The organism is Mycobacteriales bacterium (genome assembly GCA_030697205.1).
GTDB lineage: Bacteria > Actinomycetota > Actinomycetes > Mycobacteriales > SCTD01 > JAUYQP01.
Genome location: JAUYQP010000030.1, coordinates 1 through 18,396 on the forward strand (window position 1 = coordinate 1; position 18,396 = coordinate 18,396).

The following is an 18,396-nucleotide window of genomic DNA, read 5'->3' on the forward strand; positions in this document are numbered from 1 at the left end:
CGGTCGACGGCAGCGAGCCCGGCGCGGGCGCGGGAGCCGGGGCGGGTGCGGGCGGGCGGCCCGGCGGGGTGACGCCCGGGCGCGAGACCCGGCGGGCGTCGATGTCGTAGCGCCAGTTGCGGTCGCCGAGCGACCCGAGCGTGTAGTACGGGTAGAGCCCGAGGTACTCCCCGCGCGAGCGCTCCGACCAGGCCCGGCACTCCGGCGCAGCGGTCTTCCAGAAGCTCACGAGGTAGCCGGTCTCGTAGAGCCGCACGACGGTGTAGCCGCCGGGGTACTCCTTGACCGCGCCGCCCTCGAAGAACGGCACGGTGCCGGTCGTGCTCGACGTCGACCGGGTGTTGCGGTGGGTGTGGCCGGCGTAGACCGCGGCGACGTTGTCGCGCCCGGCGAGCAGCGCCCGGAAGGCGGCCGCGTCGGCGCTGTCGAGGTCGCTCGCCACCGGCGGCACGGCGTTGACCGCGCCGAAGTCGCTGGCCGGGTGGTGGAACAGCGGGATGGTCGCCTCTCCGCGGGCGAGCTCGGCCTCGAGGAAGTCGAGCTCCCCCTGGCGCAGCACCCCCGTCTCGGTCGCGTCGTTGCTGTCGAGCCCCACGAAGCGGTAGCGCGCCCGGTCGGTGCCGACCGTCACCGCGAAGTGCGTCGAGCCCGGCACGTAGCCGCCCGCGAAGGCGTCACCGAAGCAGTCCTTGGCCTCCGAACCGCTGCAGCCCTGCCACTCGGCGCCCGCGTGGAAGCGGTCGTGGTTGCCCCGGGTGACGAAGTACGCCGGGGCGTCGCCGGGCGCGACGTGCCCGGCACCCGCGAGCGCCCCGAAGGTGTCGAGGGTCGCCCGGGCCTCGAGCACCTCGGCCGGCCGTGCCTCCGCGGTGACGTCGCCGTTGGCGAGCAGCAGCGTGCAGCCGCGGGCCCTCGCCTCGGCGACAGCCGCACGGGCCATGAAGCGCCAGTAGGGGTCGTCGGGGTCGGCCGCGAAGCCGGGCGGCAGCCCGCCGGCCTCGGACGTGACGAGCCCGCTGACCGACTCCCCGAAGTGCAGGTCGTTCAGCCACGCAACCCGCCCGACCTCCCTGCCGGGCGGCGGCACGAGCGTGGTGAACGAGGGCGGCGCGGCCAGCGGTGGCTCGGCCCGCGGGAAGCCCTGGTTGGGGATCGTCGTCGGCACGGCCGGGATGCCACCGGACTCGGCGCGCCAGTAGTACGTCGTACCCGGCTTGAGTCCTGCGATCTCGACGTAGTGGTACGGCGTGGGCTCGTGGGCACCCACCTCGACCCAGGTCGTCGGGTCGGGGGTGGTTCCGAGCAGGACCCGGCCCGGGGCGGCGACGGGAGCCGGCCGCCCGAAGGAGTCCGGCGCGGTGACGTCACCGGTGAACCACGTGATGACCGCTTCGGTGTCGGTGACCGTGACGAGCTCGAGGTGCATCGGCACGGCCGGAGCGGCCGCGGAGGCGCGCTGCGAGAGCAGGACCCCGCCGGCGGGGAAGGTCGCGGCCACCAGCGCGCCGTAGCGGGCGAGCTGGCGGCGGGTCAGGAGGCTGTCGCACACGCGTCGCAGTCTGCCCGCCCGAGGTGTCTCGTGGGCGGACCCGTCGTAGCCGGGAGGTGGACGGGCCGCCCGCCCTGGCTAGCCTCTCGCGCATGGACGACGTCGAGCCCTGGGTGATTCTGCTGTCCGTCCTCACCGTGGTCGCGGTCTTCGCGGCCCTGGCCGCCCTGCAGCTGCGGGCCGTGCGCCGGATGGACGCCCCGGGGGAGGAGGGCCGGCAGGCGCGGCTCCGCTACGCGCGCCGCAGCTACGCCGCTGTCGTCGTACCCCTCGTCGAGGATCTGCAGGACCGGGTCGCGGCGCTCGAGCAGGAGGTGGACCGGCTCACCCGGAGCAAGCACTGGCCTGTCGCCTAGCCGACAGACGGACTGCGCGGTCGGGCAGCAGAGTGCGGGCACACCTCACCGACTGAAGGGCCCCCACCGATGAGCCTGCTCTCCCGCAAGCACTCCTACGACAAGCTCGCCGAGATCCCGTTCTTCGACGGGTGGACCAAGGACGAGCTCGGGCACGTCGACCGGGTGGCGGAGTGGGTGGGCTACGACCCGCTCGAGGTCCTCATCAAGCAGGGTTCCGTCGGCTACGAGTTCATCGTCATCCTGGCGGGCGAGGTCGACGTCATCATCGACGGCCAGGTCATCGCCTCGCTCGGCCCCGGCGACCACGTCGGCGAGATGGCGCTGCTCGACGGCAAGCCGCGCAACGCCAGCGTCGTCGCGAAGACCCCGGTGCGGGCGCTGCTCGTCGCGAGCCGCGAGTTCCGCGCGCTGGTCGACCAGGTCCCGTCGCTGGACCGCAAGCTGCTCGTCAGCCTCACCCGCCGCCTGCGCGGCGCGGAGTAGCTACAGCGCGTCGTCCTCGGGCAGCAGGTCCGGGTAGACCGGCGCCCGGCCCTCGGCCTTGGCGGTGAACGCCTCCGCCATGTCCGAGGGCTGGAACATGCCGGTCTGCCAGAAGCCGATCTGCTGCAGGCCGTCCTCGACGGAGTGGTCGCGGGCGAAGTTCATCGCGACCTTCGTGCCCCACACCGCGAGCGGGGACTGCGCGGCGATCTCGCGCGCGGTGGCCAGGGCCCCCTCGACGAGCGCCTCGTGGTCGGCGAAGACCTGCTGCACGAGCCCGGCCTCGTAGGCGCGCTGCGCCGGCACCCGCCGGCCGGTGTAGGCCATCTCGCGGGCGAAGCCCTCCGGGACGACCTTGCCGAGGCGCTGCAGGGTGCCGAGGTCGGCGGTCATGCCGAGGTTGGTCTCCATGACGCAGAAGAACGCGTCGGCGCTCGCGTAGCGGACGTCGCACGCCGTCACGAGGTCGACCGCGCCGCCGATGACGCCGCCCTGGCAGGCCACGATCACGGGCACGCGGGCCTGCTCGAGGGCGCTGAAGGCGTGCTGCAGGTGGCGGACCGTCGACAGCAGCGCGGCGTTGGCCCGCCCTGTCTCGGCGCCGCCGCGACCGCGGTCGGCTCCGGTGAAGACAGACAGGTCCATCCCGGCGCTGAAGTGCCGACCGGTGCTCGACAGCACGACGGCCCGGGCCTCCGCCCGTCGCGACAGACCGGTGACGATCTCGGGCAGCTCGCGGTAGAAGTCGGCCGTCATCGTGTTGAGCTCGTCCGGGCGGGAGAGCACGACGTGGGCGACGTTGTCGGTGATCGTGACGTCGAAGCAGCGGTGGGGCATCCGTCGATCCTGCCGCAGGGCGGTCTACGGTCGACAGGTGGCTGTGCTGACGATGTCCGGGGTCGCCGTTGTCCGTGAGGGCGCGACGCTGCTCGCCGATGTCGACTGGCGGGTGTCCGAGGGTGAGCGCTGGGTCGTCCTCGGCCCCAACGGTGCCGGCAAGAGCACCCTGCTGCAGGTCGCGAGCGCCTCGCTGTTCCCGAGCCGCGGCAGCGTCACGCTGCTCGGCGAGCGCTTCGGCGAGGTCGACCTCGGCGAGCTGCGCACCCGGGTCGGCCTGTCGAGCGCGCTGCTCGCCGACCGTGTCCCCCCGCACGAGCGCGCGGTCGACGTCGTCGTGACCGCCTCCTGGGGGGTCGTCGGGAGGTGGCGCGAGGCGTACGACGACGCCGACACGTCCCGCGCCGTCGACCTGCTCGGGCGGGTGGGGTTGCGGGCCTTCACCGACCGCCGGTTCGGCTCGCTGTCGGAGGGTGAGCGCAAGCGGGTGCTGCTGGCCCGCGCGCTGATGGCCGACCCGGAGCTGCTGCTGCTCGACGAGCCGGCTGCCGGGCTCGACCTCGGCGCCCGCGAGGCGCTGCTGCGGCTGCTCACCCGGCTCGGCTCGGACCCGGGGGCGGCGCCGACCGTGCTCGTCACCCACCACGTCGAGGAGGTCCCCGTCGGGACCACCCACGCCCTGCTGCTGTCACGCGGGCGGGTCGTCGCGCAGGGCCCTGTCGGGCAGGTCCTCACCGGCCCGCTGCTGTCGCAGGCGTTCGGGCTGCCGCTCGTCGTGGAGGCCCGCGACGAGCGCTACACGGCCCGCGCCGTCCTGGCCTGAGCCGGGCGGGACGCGGACAGCCGCCGTCCCGAGGGGACAGCGGCTGTCAGGGTGAAGCGGGAGAGGCCGGGATCAGGCCGGGATCGTCGCGGTCTCGTCGACCCACTCGACGGCAGCGGCGCGGACCTTGTCCTCGTGCTGCTTGGCGTGGTGGGCGCAGAACAGCAGGTCACCGGAGGCGAGGACAGCGCGGACGTAGGCCTGGGCACCGCAGCGGTCGCAGCGGTCGGCAGCGGTCAGAGTCGGGGTCAGGGCAGGGGTCACGGTGCTGGTCACGTCTGTCACAACACCACAATGCTCCGACACGTTCCCCACCGGGGGAGGATGTGCGGTGTGTCGCCCAACCGTGATGTCCCATCCGTCACTCCTGTCACAGACGGTGCCGCCCGTGCTGCAGGGCCGTTGCACGGCCTGCTCGTGGCCGACTTCAGCCGGGTCCTGGCCGGTCCGTTCGCGACGATGATGCTGGCCGACCTCGGGGCCCGCGTCGTCAAGGTCGAGCGCCCCGGCACGGGCGACGACTCGCGGACCTACGGCCCCTTCCTCGCGGGCCGGTCGCTCTACTTCGCGCGGGTCAACCGCGGCAAGGAGTCGGTCGCGCTCGACCTCAAGGACCCGGTCGACCTCGACGTCGCCCGCGGGCTGGTCGCGGCGGCCGACGTCGTGGTCGAGAACTACCGCCCAGGCGTCATGGACCGGCTCGGCCTGGGTCACGAGGCCGTCGCGGCGGTCAACCCCCGGGTCGTCTACTGCTCGATCTCGGGCTTCGGCCACACCGGCCCGTGGTCGCAGCGCCCGGCCTACGACGCGGTCGTGCAGGGCATGAGCGGGATCATGGGCATCACCGGCCCGCCCGACGGCCCGCCGGTCAAGCCCGGCATCCCGGTCGCGGACCTCTCCGCGGGCCTCTACGCCTTCGGCGCGATCACCAGCGCGCTGCTCGGCACGGCCCGCACCGGCCGCGGCACCCACCTCGACATCGCGATGTACGACGCGACGGTGAGCCTGCTTGAGGGCGCGGCGCTCTCCTACCTGGCGACCGGGCAGGACCCGGGGCGGATCGGCAACGCCCACTTCGCGATCGCGCCGTTCGACACCTTCGCCTGCGCCGACCGCGACATCACGGTCTGTGCGGCCAACGACGCGCAGTTCGCCGCGCTAGCGGCCGCCCTCGGCGTACCCGCTCTGGCTGTCGACCCTCGCTACGCGACCAATGCGGCCCGCCACGAGCACCGAGCGCCCATGAAGGCCGCGCTCGAGGCGCGGCTGCGGGAGCACCCGGCGGAGCACTGGCTGGCCGAGCTCGACCTCGTCGGGGTGCCGTGCGGGCCGATCGCCGACGTCGCGGAGTCGATGTCGTCGGAGCAGGTGAAGGTCCGGCGGATGGTCGTCGACGCGGGCGGCCTGCCGGTGCCCGGCAACCCGGTGAAGGCCTCGGCCTACGACGACCCGACCGTGCGTCCCGCAGCGCCGCTGCTCGACGAGCACGGCCCGGCCGTGCGCGCGGAGTTCGGGCCGTGACCGGCCAGTCGACGTTGCTGCTCGTGCTCGACCTGCTGGGCGTCTTCGTCTTCGCGCTGTCGGGCGCGCTGGTGGGGGTGCAGCGCCGCCTCGACGTCTTCGGCGTGCTCGTCCTCGGGGTCGTCGCGGCGCTGGGCGGTGGGGTCGCCCGCGACCTGCTCATCGGGGTGCCGCCCGCCGCGCTGCGCGACGACCGCTACCTGCTGGCCGCTGTCGTCGGGGGCGTGGTCGTCTTCTTCGGCAGCCGTCACGTCGAGCGGCTGGCCGGCGCGGTGCGGCTGTTCGACGCGGCGGGGCTCGGGCTGTTCGTCGCGTCGGGCACCTCTAAGGCGCTCGACGCCGGGCTCGGTGCGGTGCCGGCCGTCGCGGTGGGCTGCCTCACCGGCATCGGCGGCGGGGTGGTCCGCGACGTGCTCGTCGCCGACGTGCCGCTGGTGCTGCGCCGGGAGGTCTACGCCGTGCCCGCCCTGCTCGGTGCCGCGGTGGTCTGCCTCGCCGACGGGACGGGGGCGCCGGACGGGCCCTCGACGGCGGTCGCCGCGGTGCTCGTCTTCGCGCTGCGGATGCTCGCGGTGGCCAGGGACTGGCACGCGCCCGTCGCCCGCCGCCACGGCGACTCGCCCCTCCCCGGCTGATCTTCGCCTTCTTGCGGGGCGCCGAGCGTGGCGCATCGCAACGGGGCGAAGATCAGCCGGGGGGTGGGGGCGGGGGCGACTGGCGTGGCGGGGGCGGGGCGGGGCGGGTCAGCCGAGGAGGCGGACGAGGACGCGCACGCGTCGGGACCGCAGCTGCTCCTCGAGCGTCGTCCGGCCAGACACGAGCCGGACGAACAGCTCCCACATCCCCGGCAGCCAGCGCATCACGAGGTGCACCGCACCGGGGCGCTTCGTGAAGACCCGCAGTGCGACCCGGCCCGCCATCACCTCCGGGCCCAGCTGGGCGAGGACGGCAGCGTCGTACGACGTGGGGTCGGTCGCCGCGGCGGTGCCGGCGAGCGCCCCGCTGCGCAGCGCGAAGGAGATGCCCTCGCGGGTCCACGGCTCGAGCAGGCCCGCGGCGTCGCCGGCGACGAGGACGGCGCCGCGCCGGACGGGGGAGTCGTCGGCGCGGACCCGGGTGAGGTGGCCGCCGTCGTGCACCGCGGAAGCGAGGTCGAGCCCGAGGGAGGCGACGAAGGACCGGTAGTAGTCGCGGACGGCGTCGCCGTGCTCGCGCGCGCCGATGACGCCGACGGTGAGGGTGTCGCCCTTGGGGAAGACCCAGCCGTAGGAGCCGGGGACCGGTCCCCAGTCGAGCAGCACGTGGCCGTCCCAGTCGGAGCCGGGCGGGGTCGGCAGCTCCGCCTCCATGCCGAGGTCGACCTGGTCGCAGACGACCCCGACGTAGGCCGCGGCGCGGCTGCTCGAGCCATCGGCGCCGACGACCGCGCGCGCCCACACCGGGCCGGTCGAGGTGCCGAGCGTGATGACGCCGTCGGCCTCCGCCAGCGCCCCGACGAGCACCCCGGTGCGGACCGTGGCGCCGGCGGTCACGGCGGCGTCCACCAGCGCGGCGTCCATCTCGGAGCGCAGCACCATCGGCAGGAACGCCTCGGTGGAGCGGGTGAAGCGGCGCCGGCCGCGGGACGTGAAGGTGACCCTGCCGACGTGGTCGCGCGACAGCGCCGTGACGTCGACACCGGTGGCGGCGAGCACCTGCTGCGACACCCCGATGAGGCCGCCACCGCAGCGCTTGTAGCGGGGGAGCGCGGCCCGCTCGAGCAGCAGCGTGCGGGCACCGGCCTCGGCGGCGGCGCGGGCGGCCGCTGCCCCTGCCGGTCCGGAGCCGATCACGACGACGTCCCAGACGTCCCTCACGGGAGGAGGTGCACGGGGACGTCGACGTGACGGGACCGGAGGTACTCCCCGAGCCCCTTGGCCTGCGGGTCGAACCGGGTTGAGGATGCGACGCCCTCGCCGAGCAGCCCGTGGACCACCACGTTGACGGCGCGCAGGTTCGGCAGCGCGAAGACCTGGACCGCGAGCCCGTCGGCCTCGGGCAGGAGCACCCGCAGCTGGGCCTCGTCGAGCCAGCCGAGCAGCCAGTCCGCGGCGGCGTCGGTGCGGGCCCAGAGCCCGATGTTGGCGTTGCCGCCCTTGTCACCGGACCGCGCGCCGACGACTGTCCCGAGCGGCACCCGCCGGGTCGGGCCGCCCGCGGCGACGGGTGCGGGCGCGGGGGAGGAGGTGGTTGTCGTCGTACGCCCCGGGGTGTGTGCGACCAGCTCGCGGCGGCCGTCGTGGTGGACCACGACGTGCTCGACCAGGGGCGCGTGCGAGGCGGGCACGAGCAGCGGGACGTAGACGCCGTAGGGCTGCGCGTCGCCGGGCGGGGCGGTGAGCGTGAAGCCGGGGTAGCTGCCGAGCGCGAGCTCGACGGCGGCAGAGGAGAAGGCCCGGCCGACCGGGTCCGCAGACGGGTCCTTCGCGCTGACCCGCAGCAGCGCGACGGCCTGCTCGTTGGTGGGCGCGTCCTCGCGATCCAGCCGCACGAGCCGGTGCTCCAGGACGGCGGGCGCCACCGGGAGGGCATCGCGCAGGCCGGCCATCGCGAGCTCAGCCTTGGCCTCCACGTCGAGGCCGGTGAGGACGAGGTCCATCCGGTTGCGGAAACCCCCGAGGGCGTTGACGCAGACCTTCAGCGCACCGGTCGGGGGCTGGCCGCGGACCCCGCTGAGGCGGACCCGGTCGGGCCCGTCGTCGGTGACCGCGATCGTCGAGAAGTCGGTGACCACGTCGGGTCCGGCGTAGAGGGGGGAGGAGATCTCGTAGAGCAGTTGGGCGGTGACGGTGCCGACCGTGACGGCCCCGCCGGTGCCGGGGTGCTTGGTGACGACCGCGCTGCCGTCGGCGGCGACCTCCGCGACGGGGAAGCCCATCCGCAGCGGCTGCGCGACCTCCTCGGTGACGAAGGAGTAGTTGCCGCCGGTGGCCTGGGTGCCGCACTCCAGGACGTGGCCGATGACGACCGCGCCGGCGAGGCGGTCCCAGTCGTCGCGCGCCCAGCCGAAGTGCGAGGCCGCGGGCCCGACGACCAGCGAGGCGTCGGTGACGCGCCCGGTGACGACGACCTGGGCGCCCGCGTCGAGCGCTGTCGCGATGCCCCAGGCGCCGAGGTAGGTGTTGGCCGTGAGGGCCTGCCGGCCGTCGAGCGTGACGGCGTCCATCGCCTGCAGGTCGAGCTCCGCGAGGCGCTCGAGGACGTCGTCGCCCTCGACGTGCGACACGGCCAGAGGTACGCCGAGGCGCTCCGCGAGCGCGCGCACCGCGTCGGCGCACGCGGCCGGGGCGAGCCCTCCGGCGTTGACGACGACGCGGGTGCCCCGGTCCGCCACGGTGCCGAGGACGCCCTCGAGCTGGCGCAGGAAAGTCGTCGCGTAGCCCTTCGCGGGGTCCTTGAGGCGCGAGCGCCACAGGATGAGCATGGTCAGCTCCGCCAGGTAGTCACCCGTCACCACATCGACCGGCCCGTCGTTGACCACCTCCGAGAGCGCGGACAGCCGGTCGCCGTAGAAGCCGGAGCAGTTCGCGATGCGCAAGACGTCCACCCCGTGTGGATAGCAGACGAGTGGGTAGGGCAAACGGATCGGCTGCACCCAGGCGGTCGACGAGACGGAGGTGCAGCGCGTGCGGGCTCGTGTCGTCGCGCTGGGCCTGGCTCTCACCGCCTGCGGTGGTGTGGTGACCGCGACCCGCGGCCTGCCCGTCACCACCGTCCCCTCGAGCCTCGCCGTCCAGCCTCCGATGGAGGTGGCGGCCGAGGCGCAGGTCGCCCCCTCGGCGGTCCCCCTCGCCCCCTCGGTGGCTCCGCTGCGGACCCTGCGGACCCCTGACCTCGTCGTCACCGTCGTGCGCCCCTTGACCGCCGCCCAGGCCGCCCGGCTGCGTGCGATCACCGGGGTCCGAGGCCTCACCGTCGCCGACATCGGCACCGTCCAGCTCGCCGGCCGTGGCGCCCGGGTCCTCGGCGTCGACCCGTCCCAGCTGCGCCAGTTCACCCCCCGGGAGACCGCGACGTCGGACCCGCTGTGGCAGGCCGTCGCCCGCGGTGAGGTCGTCGCGTCCTACTCCGCGCTGCGCGCCCGCGGGCTGTCGCTCGGCGGGGAGGTCGGGCTCGCCGGGCGCACCACAGTGCGTGAGCGCATCGGCGGTGTCGCAGCCCTCGGGCTCCCCGGCGTCGACCTCGTGACTGACCGCCGCTCGACCCGCGCGCTCGGGGTCGTGCGCGACAGCGCCGTCGTCCTCGACGCCCCCTCCCGACGCGTCACCGGGCTGGTCCGAGACGTGCGCCGGGTCGTCGGCGCCGACGCCCGCGTCGACGTGCTGCGACCCGAGCCGGTGCGCGCCTCGCGCAGCCGCCCGTCGAGCTACCGCGAGCTCTACCAGCGCTCCGCGGCGCTCTGCCCGGGCCTGCCGTGGCAGGTCCTCTCCGCGGTCGGAGAGGTCGAGTCCGGCCACGGCCGCAACAACGGACCGTCGTCGGCGGGCGCCCTCGGACCGATGCAGTTCCTGCCGGCCACCTGGGCGGCGTACGGCGTCGACGGTGACGGTGACCGCCGGGCGGACGTCATGAGCCCCTACGACGCGGTGCCCGCTGCCGCGCTCTACCTGTGCCGCAACGGTGGCGGTCAGGGGCCTGACGGGCTCTACGACGCGCTGTTCGCCTACAACCACGCCGACTGGTACGTCCGCAAGGTCCTGGCGACGGCCGAGCGCTACTGACCGGCAGGCACCAGGACGCGTGCGTCGGGCTCACCGGCCAGCGCCGGCGAGGCGTCGCGCGAGGCCCACACGGCCTCGCGCAGGAAGCCGAGGAAGGCGGTCGCTGCCGCGGCGTCGTCGAAGTCCAGGTCGACAACGACCCACCTCGGGTCGTCGACCGGTTGAGCGATGCGCTGGGCTCGCACTCCTGCGCCCTCGCGCGCCCCCTCGAAGCGGTCGAAGGCGGTGCGCCACTCGGCGTACCCGGTGATGGCGTGCTGGATGTGCAGGGTTGCGGTCATGTCTGGCGACGGTAGGCAGCGGCTCGTGTCGTGACCATCCCAGAAGGGTGGGATCGTCGTCTGCCCTCGCGCAGCCGTAGGGTCCGCTGCGTGCCGCAGCGTGCCGTCGTCCGCGCCGTCGAGCGACTGTGCCGTGACGCGGTGGACGAGCGCGCGCTGCGGGTGGCCGTCCTCGACCTCCTCGTCCCGGAGCTGCGGCTCGACGCGTGGGCCTGGCTGCTGACCGATCCCGTCACAGCCGTCGGAACCTCGCCGGTGGCGGTGGTGCCGTGGTTCTCCGAACTGCCTGCGCAGGTGCGCTGGAAGTACCTCTCTCCCGTCAACCGCTGGACAGGCCTGCGGGGTGCCGTCGCGCGCCTGCACGACGCGACCGGGGGCGACCTGGCTCAGAGCGATGTGTGGCGGGAGGTCCTGCGCAGCCACGGGGTCGTCGATGCAGCCTCGGTCGTGCTGCAGGACAGGTGGGGCACCTGGGGGTTCCTCGAGCTGTGGCGCTGCGCCCCGACCGCGCCGTTCGACCCACACGACGCGGCTCTGCTGACCGAGGTCGCCCCCGTCCTGACGGCCGCGCTGCGGCGGCTTGTGGCGACTGCGTTCGACGGACCGACTGACAGCGCGGCCGCGCCCGTGGTGCTCGTCCTCGACGATCAGCTGGACGTCCGGGCGCAGACGCCGCAGACCGAGGCCCTGCTGCGACGGCTGCTCCCGGTGCCGCCTGGTGCAGCGCCTGTCCCCGCCGTCGCCTACAACGCCGCCGCGCAGCTGCTCGCCCTGGAGGCCGGGGTCGACGTCGGGGCGGCCAGCGCACGGCTCGGTGTCGGCGAGGGTCGATGGATCACGGCGCGCGCGACGCGGCTGGGGTCGGACATCGCGGTCGTCCTGTCACCCGCGACGGGTGCGGAGCGGCTGGAGGTCTTCGTGCGAGCGACCGGCCTGTCGGACCGCGAGGGCGAGCTGGTGGGTCACCTCGTCGAGGGCTGCGACACCCGGGAGGTGGCTGCGCGCATGGTGCTGTCGGAGCACACCGTCCAGGACCACCTCAAGGCGGTCTTTGACAAGAGCGGTGTCCGTAGCCGCCGCGCGCTCCTCGCCCGCGCACTGGGGGCGTGACTCAGCCCGCGAGCAGCCCGGGCTGAACGGCGAGGCGGGTTCGCGTCGACGCGGTGGCTCGGTGGACCACCTCGTCGAGGTGGGTTATCCGCATCGGGTTGACGCCCATCACCTCGAGGTCGGCGCGTCCGGGCTGGAGGACCACGACGCGTGAGCCGGCCCGGCGCAGCCGACGCACCTCGAGGGCGAGCACCTGGCGGATCGCCATCCGGACGCCCAGGTCGACCGGCGGCCGGCCGACCCGCCGGCGGACAGGGCGGGCGACCGACATCGGGCTGACGACGACGACCAGGTCGAGCCGGTCGTGGACGAGGACGTCGGCGTTGGAGGGGGAGTGCATCCCGCCGTCGACCCAGGTCTCGCCCCCGAAGCGCACGGGCGAGAAGTACGCCGGGATCGCGCACGACGCCGCGACCGCTGTGCCGACGTCGACCGGCGGTGCGCCCGGGGTGCCGAGCACGATGCGGCGGGCGTCGCGGGCCCGCACGACGCACAGCCGCAGGTCCCGGTCGGGCCAGTGGTCGCCGTGCAGGTGGCGCACCCCGCGGGCGATCGGCTCGGTGTCGATGCGGCCGGCGGGCAGCAGGCTGCTCACCACGGACGCGGGCCGCACCGCCCAGGGGCGACGGGCCGCCGACAGCAGCGCGCCAGGGGCGAGCGGCCTGCGGCTCGCCGCGACGGCCTCGATCGGGAGTCGGGAGACCGACGTCTGGCGGGTGGACCGGAGGCGACGGCCCTCGTCGGACAGCGCCTCCCCGAGCAGCTCGGCGGCGAGGTCGGGAGCGGACAGCCCGCCCGCGAGGCCGGCCGCGACGAGCGAGCCGGCCGAGCTGCCGACGAGCACGTCGGCGTCGCGGGAGTCGAAGCCCTGCTCGTGGAGTGCGGTGAGCACGCCGAGGTGGAACGCCTGACCGACGAGACCGCCGGCGCCGAGCACGAGTCCGATACGCACGGCGTGATCATTACCCGTCTTCGGGCGTTCGACGCTCAGCAGGGCAAGGAGGCGTACGGCGACACCGGCACCGTGCCGTCGACGACTCGCTCGCCGCAGGTGACCTTGCCGGTCTCGTAGATCTTCGCCAGGGCCGCGAAGCCTGCGTTGCCCACGTCGTGGGTCTCGCTCGCCTCGCTGGCATGCCCGGCGAAGGGCGACTGCTGACCGGTGGGGGCGTAGCCGTCGATCGTCGTGCCCGCCTCGCTGCCGCTCGAGCGCGTCACGAACGCCGTCATGTCGACCGGCACGCCTTCGGCCAGCAGCAGCGCCTGGAGCTGGCGGCTCTCGTCGTGGGTGACGAGGCCGTCGGCGACGCCGTGGACCATGACGACGCCCTTCACCCCGCTGGCGGCGATGTCGTCGACGCGGTTGACCACGGTGCGCTCGGCGTAGACGTCGGGCACCTCCTCGAGGCTGCCGCCGAAGGCCTCCTCGATGTCGGCAACGGCGTTGGCGGCGAAGGTGTTGACCAGGGCGAGCTGACGCGCCACGAGGTAGGTCTCGGTGACGTTGGCCGCGCCCTCGACGTCGACCCAGTAGTCGAACAGCGGCTTGCCCTTCAGGTCCTTCGGCTGCGCGGCGAGCACCAGGCCGCTCGTGTTGCCGCCCATGCTCACGCCGTAGATGACGTTGATCCCGGTGGGTGTGCAGACGCGCTCGAAGTGCTGGGCGACGGCGATGCTGTCCTCGGCGCCCTCCTGGACACGCCAACCCCGGCTGGTGGGGAGCGGCTTGGCCGACAGGTCGTTGCGCTGACCGCGGTAGTCGGGGGTCACGGCGATGACGCCGAGCTGCGCCGCGATCCGCGACATGTGGCGGTCCCAGCTGCGCATGGTGTGGCTGTAGCCGTGGTCGAACACGACGATGCCGCGCGGGGTGCCGCGGGGGACCGCGTAGCGCGCGTCGGCCGGCTGGCCCTTGACCGTGAGACGGAGCGAGCGCACCGCGCCGGGGTCTCCCTTGCAGGGGTCGACGGCGGCGGGCCGGGCGGGCTTGGGCCCCTGGTGGCCACGGCCCTTCCCTCGGTCGTGGTCCGCGAAGGAAGGGGTCGCCGCGACGACGACGGCGGCGAGGGCGATCGGGAGCAGGCGCATGGGGGACCTCCGGGTGAGCACTGGGTTGCCGTGAGGTTTCGCCACGGTGCCGCCGACTCCTGCCGTGCGGTAGGAAGCAGGGGTGACCGACCAGCCGACCGACCAGCCCAGCGCCTTCGCCGAGTTCCAGAACGAGGTCTACCTCAAGGGCCTGTTCGGCGAGCAGCCGACGCTCCCCTTCGGGTGGCGCGAGGTCGAGGCCGCGGCCCGTGAGGTGATGACGCCCGAGGCCGTCGGATACGTCTACGGCGGGGCCGGTGGCGAGGAGACGATGCGGGCCAACCGCGAGGCCTTCGACCGGTGGCGCATCGTGCCGCGGATGCTGCGCGGCATCCCCGCCAAGCGAGACCTCACGACCACGCTGCTCGGCACCCCGATGGCCGCGCCGGTGCTGCTCGCGCCGGTCGGCGTCCTGTCCATCGTGCACCCCGATGGAGAGCTCGCGGTCGCCCGCGCGGCAGCCTCGCTCGGGCTGACGATGTGCGCCAGCACCGCGGCGTCGTACCCGATGGAGGAGATCGCGGCGCAGGCCCCTGACGCGCATCGCTGGTACCAGCTCTACTGGCCGGCCGATCGCGACCTTGCCGCGTCGTTCGTCCTGCGGGCCGAGGCCGCGGGCTACGAGGCGCTCGTGCTGACGCTTGACACCTGGCAGCTGGGCTGGCGGCCGCGCGACCTCGACGCGGCGTACCTGCCCTTCCTGCAGTCGATCGGCATCGCCAACTACCTCACCGACCCGGTCTTCCAGCGCGACCTCCCCGAGGGCGACACGGGGGCGGCCGTGCTGAAGTTCGTCGGGCTCTTCAACAACCCCGCGCTGACCTGGGACGACCTCGCCTGGCTGCGCGCGCAGACGTCGATGCCCGTGGTGCTCAAGGGGGTCCAGCACCCCGACGACGTACGCCGGGCGCAGGACGCGGGGGTGCAGGCCGTCGTGTGCAGCAACCACGGGGGGCGGCAGGTCGACGGCGCGGTCGGGTCGCTCGACGTGCTGCCCGCACTGGTCGAGGCGGCCGGTGACCTGCCGGTGCTCTTCGACAGCGGGGTCCGGTCGGGTGCCGACGTGGTCAAGGCGCTGGCGCTCGGCGCCGCCGCGGTGCTGCTCGGGCGGCCCTTCGTCCACGGCTTGGCGCTGGCCGGCGAGGAGGGCGTGCGCCACGTGCTGCGGTGCCTGCTGGCCGACCTCGACCTGCAGGCGGGCCTGTCGGGTCACGCCGCGCTGGCCGAGCTGTCGAGCTCCTCGCTCGCGCGGACCTAGGGCCCTTGTGGCGAGGCCGGGTGACGACGGTGGTGGACAAGTCGGCGCGGTCGTCGTACTGCCCGTGATCGTCAGGTGGTCTGCACGGGACACGCCGGCGAGTTGCGTGCAAACCACCTGATGATCATGGGAGCGGCCTCGGGCTCAGAGGGTCGGGACGGCGGTGGGGTCGAGGGCACCGGCCGGGGAGCCGTCCTCGGCCTTCGGCCCCGGGATCCCGCGGAAGCGGTAGACGGTCACGTCGTGCCCGGCCTGCAGCAGCCAGGCCTGCCCGGTCTCGCCGGAGTCGATGATCTCGAGCACCGAGCGGCCGGCCTTGTCGACCGGGATGATCGGGACCCCGCTGCCGACGAGGTGCTCCTTGATGTCGGTGATGATCCGCGTCTCGGCGAAGCCCGGGCAGAAGGCGTTGACCCGGATCCCCTCGTGCGCGAGCGCCTGTCCCATGGCGCGCACCAGCCCGACGACGGCGTGCTTGTTGGCGCCGTAGACCGGGTCGAACGGCACGCCGGTCAGGCCCGCCATCGACGCGGTCGCGACGATGGAGCCCCCGCCGGCGCGCCGCAGCGCCGGGATCGCGGCGTGCATCCCGAAGACGACCCCGTCGAGGTTGACGCCGTTGGCCTTGCGGTAGCGCTCGACGTCGAAGTCGTCACCCAGGCCGAAGCCGGTCGAGATCCCGGCGTTGAGGAAGGCGACGTCGAGGCCACCGAGGATGTCCTCCGCGCGGGCTGTCGTGGCGAGCACCTCGTCGTACGACGACACGTCGGCGTGCAGGAAGTGCTGGCCGAGCTCGTCGGCCACCGCCTGACCGCGCGCGGCGTCGACGTCGACGAGGACGCAGCTGTCACCGCGCCGGACGAGCTGGCGGGCGACCTCCTCGCCGAAGCCGGAGCCACCACCGGTGATGAGGGCCCGCAGGCTCACGCGACGCCCGACGCCATGCCGGCCGACTCGTGGCCCGTCGCACCGTCGTGGGTCGGGTGCGGCCCGTCGACGAGCAGCGCGGCGATGCGCTCGCGGTGCTGGGAGGCGTCGCCGTAGGCGTACTGCAGGCGCTTGGCGCGCTTGAAGTAGATGTGGCTGTCGTGCTCCCAGGTGTAGCCGATGCCGCCGTGGTACTGGATCATCGCGCCGACCGCGTCGCCGGCAGTGTCGCTCGCCTTGGACTTCGCGATGGAGACCGCGACCCGTGCGTCGGGGCGCCCGCTGTCGAGCGCGTGCGCGGCGTAGGTCGCGGCGTGCTCGGCGAAGGTCACGGCGATGTGCAGGTCGGCCAGGTCGTGCTTGATGGCCTGGAAGGACCCGACCGGCTTGCCGAACTGCACGCGGGTCTTGTCGTACTCCACGGTGTCCATGACGGCCTTGCGGGCGATGCCGACGAGGTCGTTGGCGGTGAGTACCGCGGCCCGGTCGAGCAGCTCCTGCAGCACCTCGGGGGAGGAGCCCTCGAGCCGCTCGCCGGATGCACCGTCGAGGACGATCGACGACAGCCGGCTGGTGCGGTCGAGCGTCTCGTGGGCGGTGACGGTGACGCCGGCCGAGGCAGGGTCGACGAGGTAGAGGCTGCCGTCGGTGGCCGCGACGAGCAGGACGTCGGCGACGCCCGCGTGCTCGACCAGCTCGAGCCGACCCGACAGCGTCGCGCCCGCGGTGACAGGCGCGCCGGCCGGCGACGGGGACGAGCCGGGGGAGAGCAGCGCGACGGCCGCCTTCACCTCGCCCGCGGCGATGCCGGGCAGGTGGGCCTTCTTCTGCGCGTCGCTGCCGGCCAGGCGCAGGGCCTCGCCGAGCAGGACCGTCGACAGCCACGGACCGGGCACCGTGCCGGCCCCGAAGGCCCGCGCGATGACGGAGGCGTCGAGCAGGCCGAGGCCGATGCCGTCGTGCTCCTCCGGGACGAGGACGGCGAGCCACCCCTGCTCCCCGATCGCCTTCCAGAGGTCCGCGGGCACGCCGTCGGACTCGGGTGCGTCGTACAACGCCCTGACCTGGGCCGGGCCGAAGCGGTCCCGCAGGTAGCTGCGGACAGCGTCCTGCAGGGCGCGCTGCTCGTCGGTGAGCTGGAACTTCACGAGACTCCTAGCGGGGGAGGCCGAGCACGCGCTCGGCGACGACGTTGCGCTGGACCTGCTGGGAACCGCCCCAGATCGTGCAGCTGCGCGACCACATGGCCATGGTCGTCAGCTCCTGCAGGGACAGGTCGGGCTGCGGGTCCGGGACCTGGAAGCCCTGGCCGAGCACCGCCTCGTAGGCGTCGGACACCCGGCGGAACGTCTCCGACCACATGATCTTGGTCATCGACGCCTCGAAGCCGAGGTCCTTGCCCTGCTGGGTCTGGGTGAGGACGTGCCACGAGTGGTACTTCAGGCACTCGAGCTCGACCAGCGCCGCGGCGAGCTGCTGGCGCAGGACCGGGTCCTTGGCCGCCTTGCTGCCGTCGCGGTCGAGCGTGCCGGCCAGCTCGACGACCTGGTCCCACTGGTGCTTGAACTCGGTGTACTGCCCGATCGCGGAGGAGCCGCGCTCGAACGACAGCAGCAGCATCGCGGTCGCCCAGCCGTTGCCCTCGCCGCCGAGGATCTCCTCGACGGGGCACAGCGCGTCGGTGAAGAAGACCTCGCCGAACTCCGCCTCGCCGGTCATCTGCGCGAGCGGGCGCGCCTCGACACCGGGCTGGTGCATGTCGACGAGCAGCATCGAGATGCCCGCGTGGCGCTTGCCGCCCTCGGGGCTGCTCGTGCGGGCGAGGGTGAAGACCTTGTCGCCGTGCATGGCGTTGGTGGTCCAGATCTTCTGGCCGTTGAGGACGTAGTGGTCGCCCTGCGGCTCGGCCTTCATCTGCAGCGCCGCGAGGTCGGAGCCTGCGCCCGGCTCGGAGAAGCCCTGGCACCAGATCGTCTCGCAGTGCAGCAGCGGCTTGATGATGTCGCGCTTCTGCTCGTCGGTGCCGATCGCCATCACGGTCGGGCCGAGGAAGGCCAGGCCGAGCGGGTTGACGGTGCGGGGAGCGTTGGCCTTGGCCATCTCCTCGTCGTAGATCGCCTTCATCGTCGGCGTGCCGCCGCGACCGCCGAACTCCACCGGCCACTGGATGCCGCAGAAGCCGGCCTTGGCCTTGCCCTGCTCCCAGGTGCGACGCGTCTCGAACTGCTCGTCGTCGGAGAGGTCGCGCCAGAAGGCGGGCTCGCGCATCTCCTGGGGGAGGTGGGTGTCGAGCCACGAGCGCAGCTCACGGCGGAAGTCCTCATCCGCCTCGCTGAAGTGCAGGTCCACGGGTGTGCGTCCTCTCGGCAGGGAAACCGAACCACGTTCTACTAGAGGGAG

The 18,396-nt window shown here is 73.8% G+C and carries 19 protein-coding genes; 8 read left to right on the plus strand and 11 right to left on the minus strand.

Features of this window, described 5'->3' with window-relative positions; genetic code table 11:
• Positions 1-1,549 (minus strand): metallophosphoesterase family protein (locus Q8R60_09235; GenBank protein ID MDP3712653.1); only part of this gene is annotated, 1,549 nt, incomplete at its 3' end.
• A 92-nt stretch (positions 1,550-1,641) separates the two neighbouring features.
• On the opposite strand from Q8R60_09235, the gene Q8R60_09240 reads away from it, so the two are divergent.
• Both Q8R60_09240 and Q8R60_09245 read left to right on the plus strand, forming a co-directional pair.
• Complete coding sequence (locus Q8R60_09240) at positions 1,642-1,905, plus strand: hypothetical protein (GenBank protein MDP3712654.1); 264 nt, start codon at positions 1,642-1,644, stop codon at positions 1,903-1,905.
• A gap of 69 nt (positions 1,906-1,974) precedes the next feature.
• Positions 1,975-2,391 carry a cyclic nucleotide-binding domain-containing protein gene (locus Q8R60_09245; GenBank protein MDP3712655.1) on the plus strand — a complete coding sequence of 139 codons (417 nt, stop codon included), beginning with the start codon at positions 1,975-1,977 and terminating at the stop codon, positions 2,389-2,391.
• On the opposite strand, the gene Q8R60_09250 is transcribed toward Q8R60_09245, so the two are convergent.
• The gene (locus Q8R60_09250; GenBank protein MDP3712656.1) at positions 2,392-3,228 is read right to left on the minus strand and encodes an enoyl-CoA hydratase-related protein; all 837 of its coding nucleotides are present in this window, start codon (positions 3,226-3,228) and stop codon (positions 2,392-2,394) included.
• 52 nt (positions 3,229-3,280) lie between these two features.
• Between Q8R60_09250 and Q8R60_09255 the strand changes: the two genes are divergently transcribed.
• Complete coding sequence (locus tag Q8R60_09255; protein ID MDP3712657.1) at positions 3,281-4,051, plus strand: ABC transporter ATP-binding protein; 771 nt, start codon at positions 3,281-3,283, stop codon at positions 4,049-4,051.
• 72 nt (positions 4,052-4,123) lie between these two features.
• Here Q8R60_09255 and Q8R60_09260 read toward each other — a convergent pair whose 3' ends face one another.
• Positions 4,124-4,327, minus strand: coding sequence for a hypothetical protein (locus Q8R60_09260; protein MDP3712658.1), 204 nt, complete (start codon positions 4,325-4,327; stop codon positions 4,124-4,126).
• A 48-nt stretch (positions 4,328-4,375) separates the two neighbouring features.
• On the opposite strand from Q8R60_09260, the gene Q8R60_09265 reads away from it, so the two are divergent.
• Together Q8R60_09265 and Q8R60_09270 are read left to right on the plus strand one after the other, a co-directional pair.
• Positions 4,376-5,572, plus strand: coding sequence for a CoA transferase (locus Q8R60_09265; protein ID MDP3712659.1), 1,197 nt, complete (start codon positions 4,376-4,378; stop codon positions 5,570-5,572).
• Positions 5,569-6,207, plus strand: a complete 639-nt coding sequence (locus Q8R60_09270; protein MDP3712660.1) for a TRIC cation channel family protein — start codon at positions 5,569-5,571, stop codon at positions 6,205-6,207. The genes Q8R60_09265 and Q8R60_09270 overlap by 4 nt, the downstream gene beginning before the upstream one ends.
• A gap of 108 nt (positions 6,208-6,315) precedes the next feature.
• On the opposite strand, the gene Q8R60_09275 is transcribed toward Q8R60_09270, so the two are convergent.
• Positions 6,316-7,428, minus strand: coding sequence for a geranylgeranyl reductase family protein (locus tag Q8R60_09275; protein MDP3712661.1), 1,113 nt, complete (start codon positions 7,426-7,428; stop codon positions 6,316-6,318).
• Positions 7,425-9,158, minus strand: a complete 1,734-nt coding sequence (locus Q8R60_09280) for an acyclic terpene utilization AtuA family protein (protein ID MDP3712662.1) — start codon at positions 9,156-9,158, stop codon at positions 7,425-7,427. Before Q8R60_09280 ends, Q8R60_09275 begins: the two co-directional genes overlap by 4 nt.
• Positions 9,159-9,237: 79 nt before the next feature.
• Here Q8R60_09280 and Q8R60_09285 point away from each other — a divergent pair, with 79 nt between their 5' ends.
• Positions 9,238-10,332: a lytic transglycosylase domain-containing protein gene (locus Q8R60_09285; protein MDP3712663.1), complete on the plus strand. Its 1,095-nt coding sequence runs from the start codon at positions 9,238-9,240 to the stop codon at positions 10,330-10,332.
• On the opposite strand, the gene Q8R60_09290 is transcribed toward Q8R60_09285, so the two are convergent.
• Positions 10,326-10,613 (minus strand): hypothetical protein, encoded by a 288-nt coding sequence (locus Q8R60_09290; protein ID MDP3712664.1) that lies wholly within the window; start codon positions 10,611-10,613, stop codon positions 10,326-10,328. The two genes, Q8R60_09285 and Q8R60_09290, sit on opposite strands and share 7 nt — an antisense overlap.
• 90 nt (positions 10,614-10,703) lie before the next feature.
• Between Q8R60_09290 and Q8R60_09295 the strand changes: the two genes are divergently transcribed.
• Positions 10,704-11,723: a helix-turn-helix transcriptional regulator gene (locus Q8R60_09295; protein MDP3712665.1), complete on the plus strand. Its 1,020-nt coding sequence runs from the start codon at positions 10,704-10,706 to the stop codon at positions 11,721-11,723.
• Between the two features lies 1 nt (position 11,724).
• Here Q8R60_09295 and Q8R60_09300 read toward each other — a convergent pair whose 3' ends face one another.
• The gene (locus tag Q8R60_09300) at positions 11,725-12,675 is read right to left on the minus strand and encodes a patatin-like phospholipase family protein (GenBank protein ID MDP3712666.1); all 951 of its coding nucleotides are present in this window, start codon (positions 12,673-12,675) and stop codon (positions 11,725-11,727) included.
• Between the two features lie 35 nt (positions 12,676-12,710).
• A complete protein-coding gene (locus Q8R60_09305; GenBank protein ID MDP3712667.1) occupies positions 12,711-13,811 on the minus strand; it encodes a prolyl oligopeptidase family serine peptidase in 1,101 nt (366 codons plus the stop codon).
• 82 nt (positions 13,812-13,893) lie between these two features.
• On the opposite strand from Q8R60_09305, the gene Q8R60_09310 reads away from it, so the two are divergent.
• A complete protein-coding gene (locus tag Q8R60_09310; protein ID MDP3712668.1) occupies positions 13,894-15,069 on the plus strand; it encodes an alpha-hydroxy-acid oxidizing protein in 1,176 nt (391 codons plus the stop codon).
• Positions 15,070-15,213: 144 nt separating this feature from the next.
• On the opposite strand, the gene Q8R60_09315 is transcribed toward Q8R60_09310, so the two are convergent.
• The 3 genes from Q8R60_09315 to Q8R60_09325 are packed head-to-tail and all read right to left on the minus strand — an operon-like array spanning position 15,214 to position 18,345.
• On the minus strand, positions 15,214-15,996 hold the full coding sequence (locus Q8R60_09315) for an SDR family NAD(P)-dependent oxidoreductase (GenBank protein ID MDP3712669.1): 783 nt from the start codon (positions 15,994-15,996) through the stop codon (positions 15,214-15,216).
• A complete protein-coding gene (locus Q8R60_09320; protein ID MDP3712670.1) occupies positions 15,993-17,144 on the minus strand; it encodes an acyl-CoA dehydrogenase family protein in 1,152 nt (383 codons plus the stop codon). Before Q8R60_09320 ends, Q8R60_09315 begins: the two co-directional genes overlap by 4 nt.
• Before the next feature lie 7 nt (positions 17,145-17,151).
• The gene (locus tag Q8R60_09325) at positions 17,152-18,345 is read right to left on the minus strand and encodes an acyl-CoA dehydrogenase family protein (protein ID MDP3712671.1); all 1,194 of its coding nucleotides are present in this window, start codon (positions 18,343-18,345) and stop codon (positions 17,152-17,154) included.
• Positions 18,346-18,396: the final 51 nt, after the last annotated feature.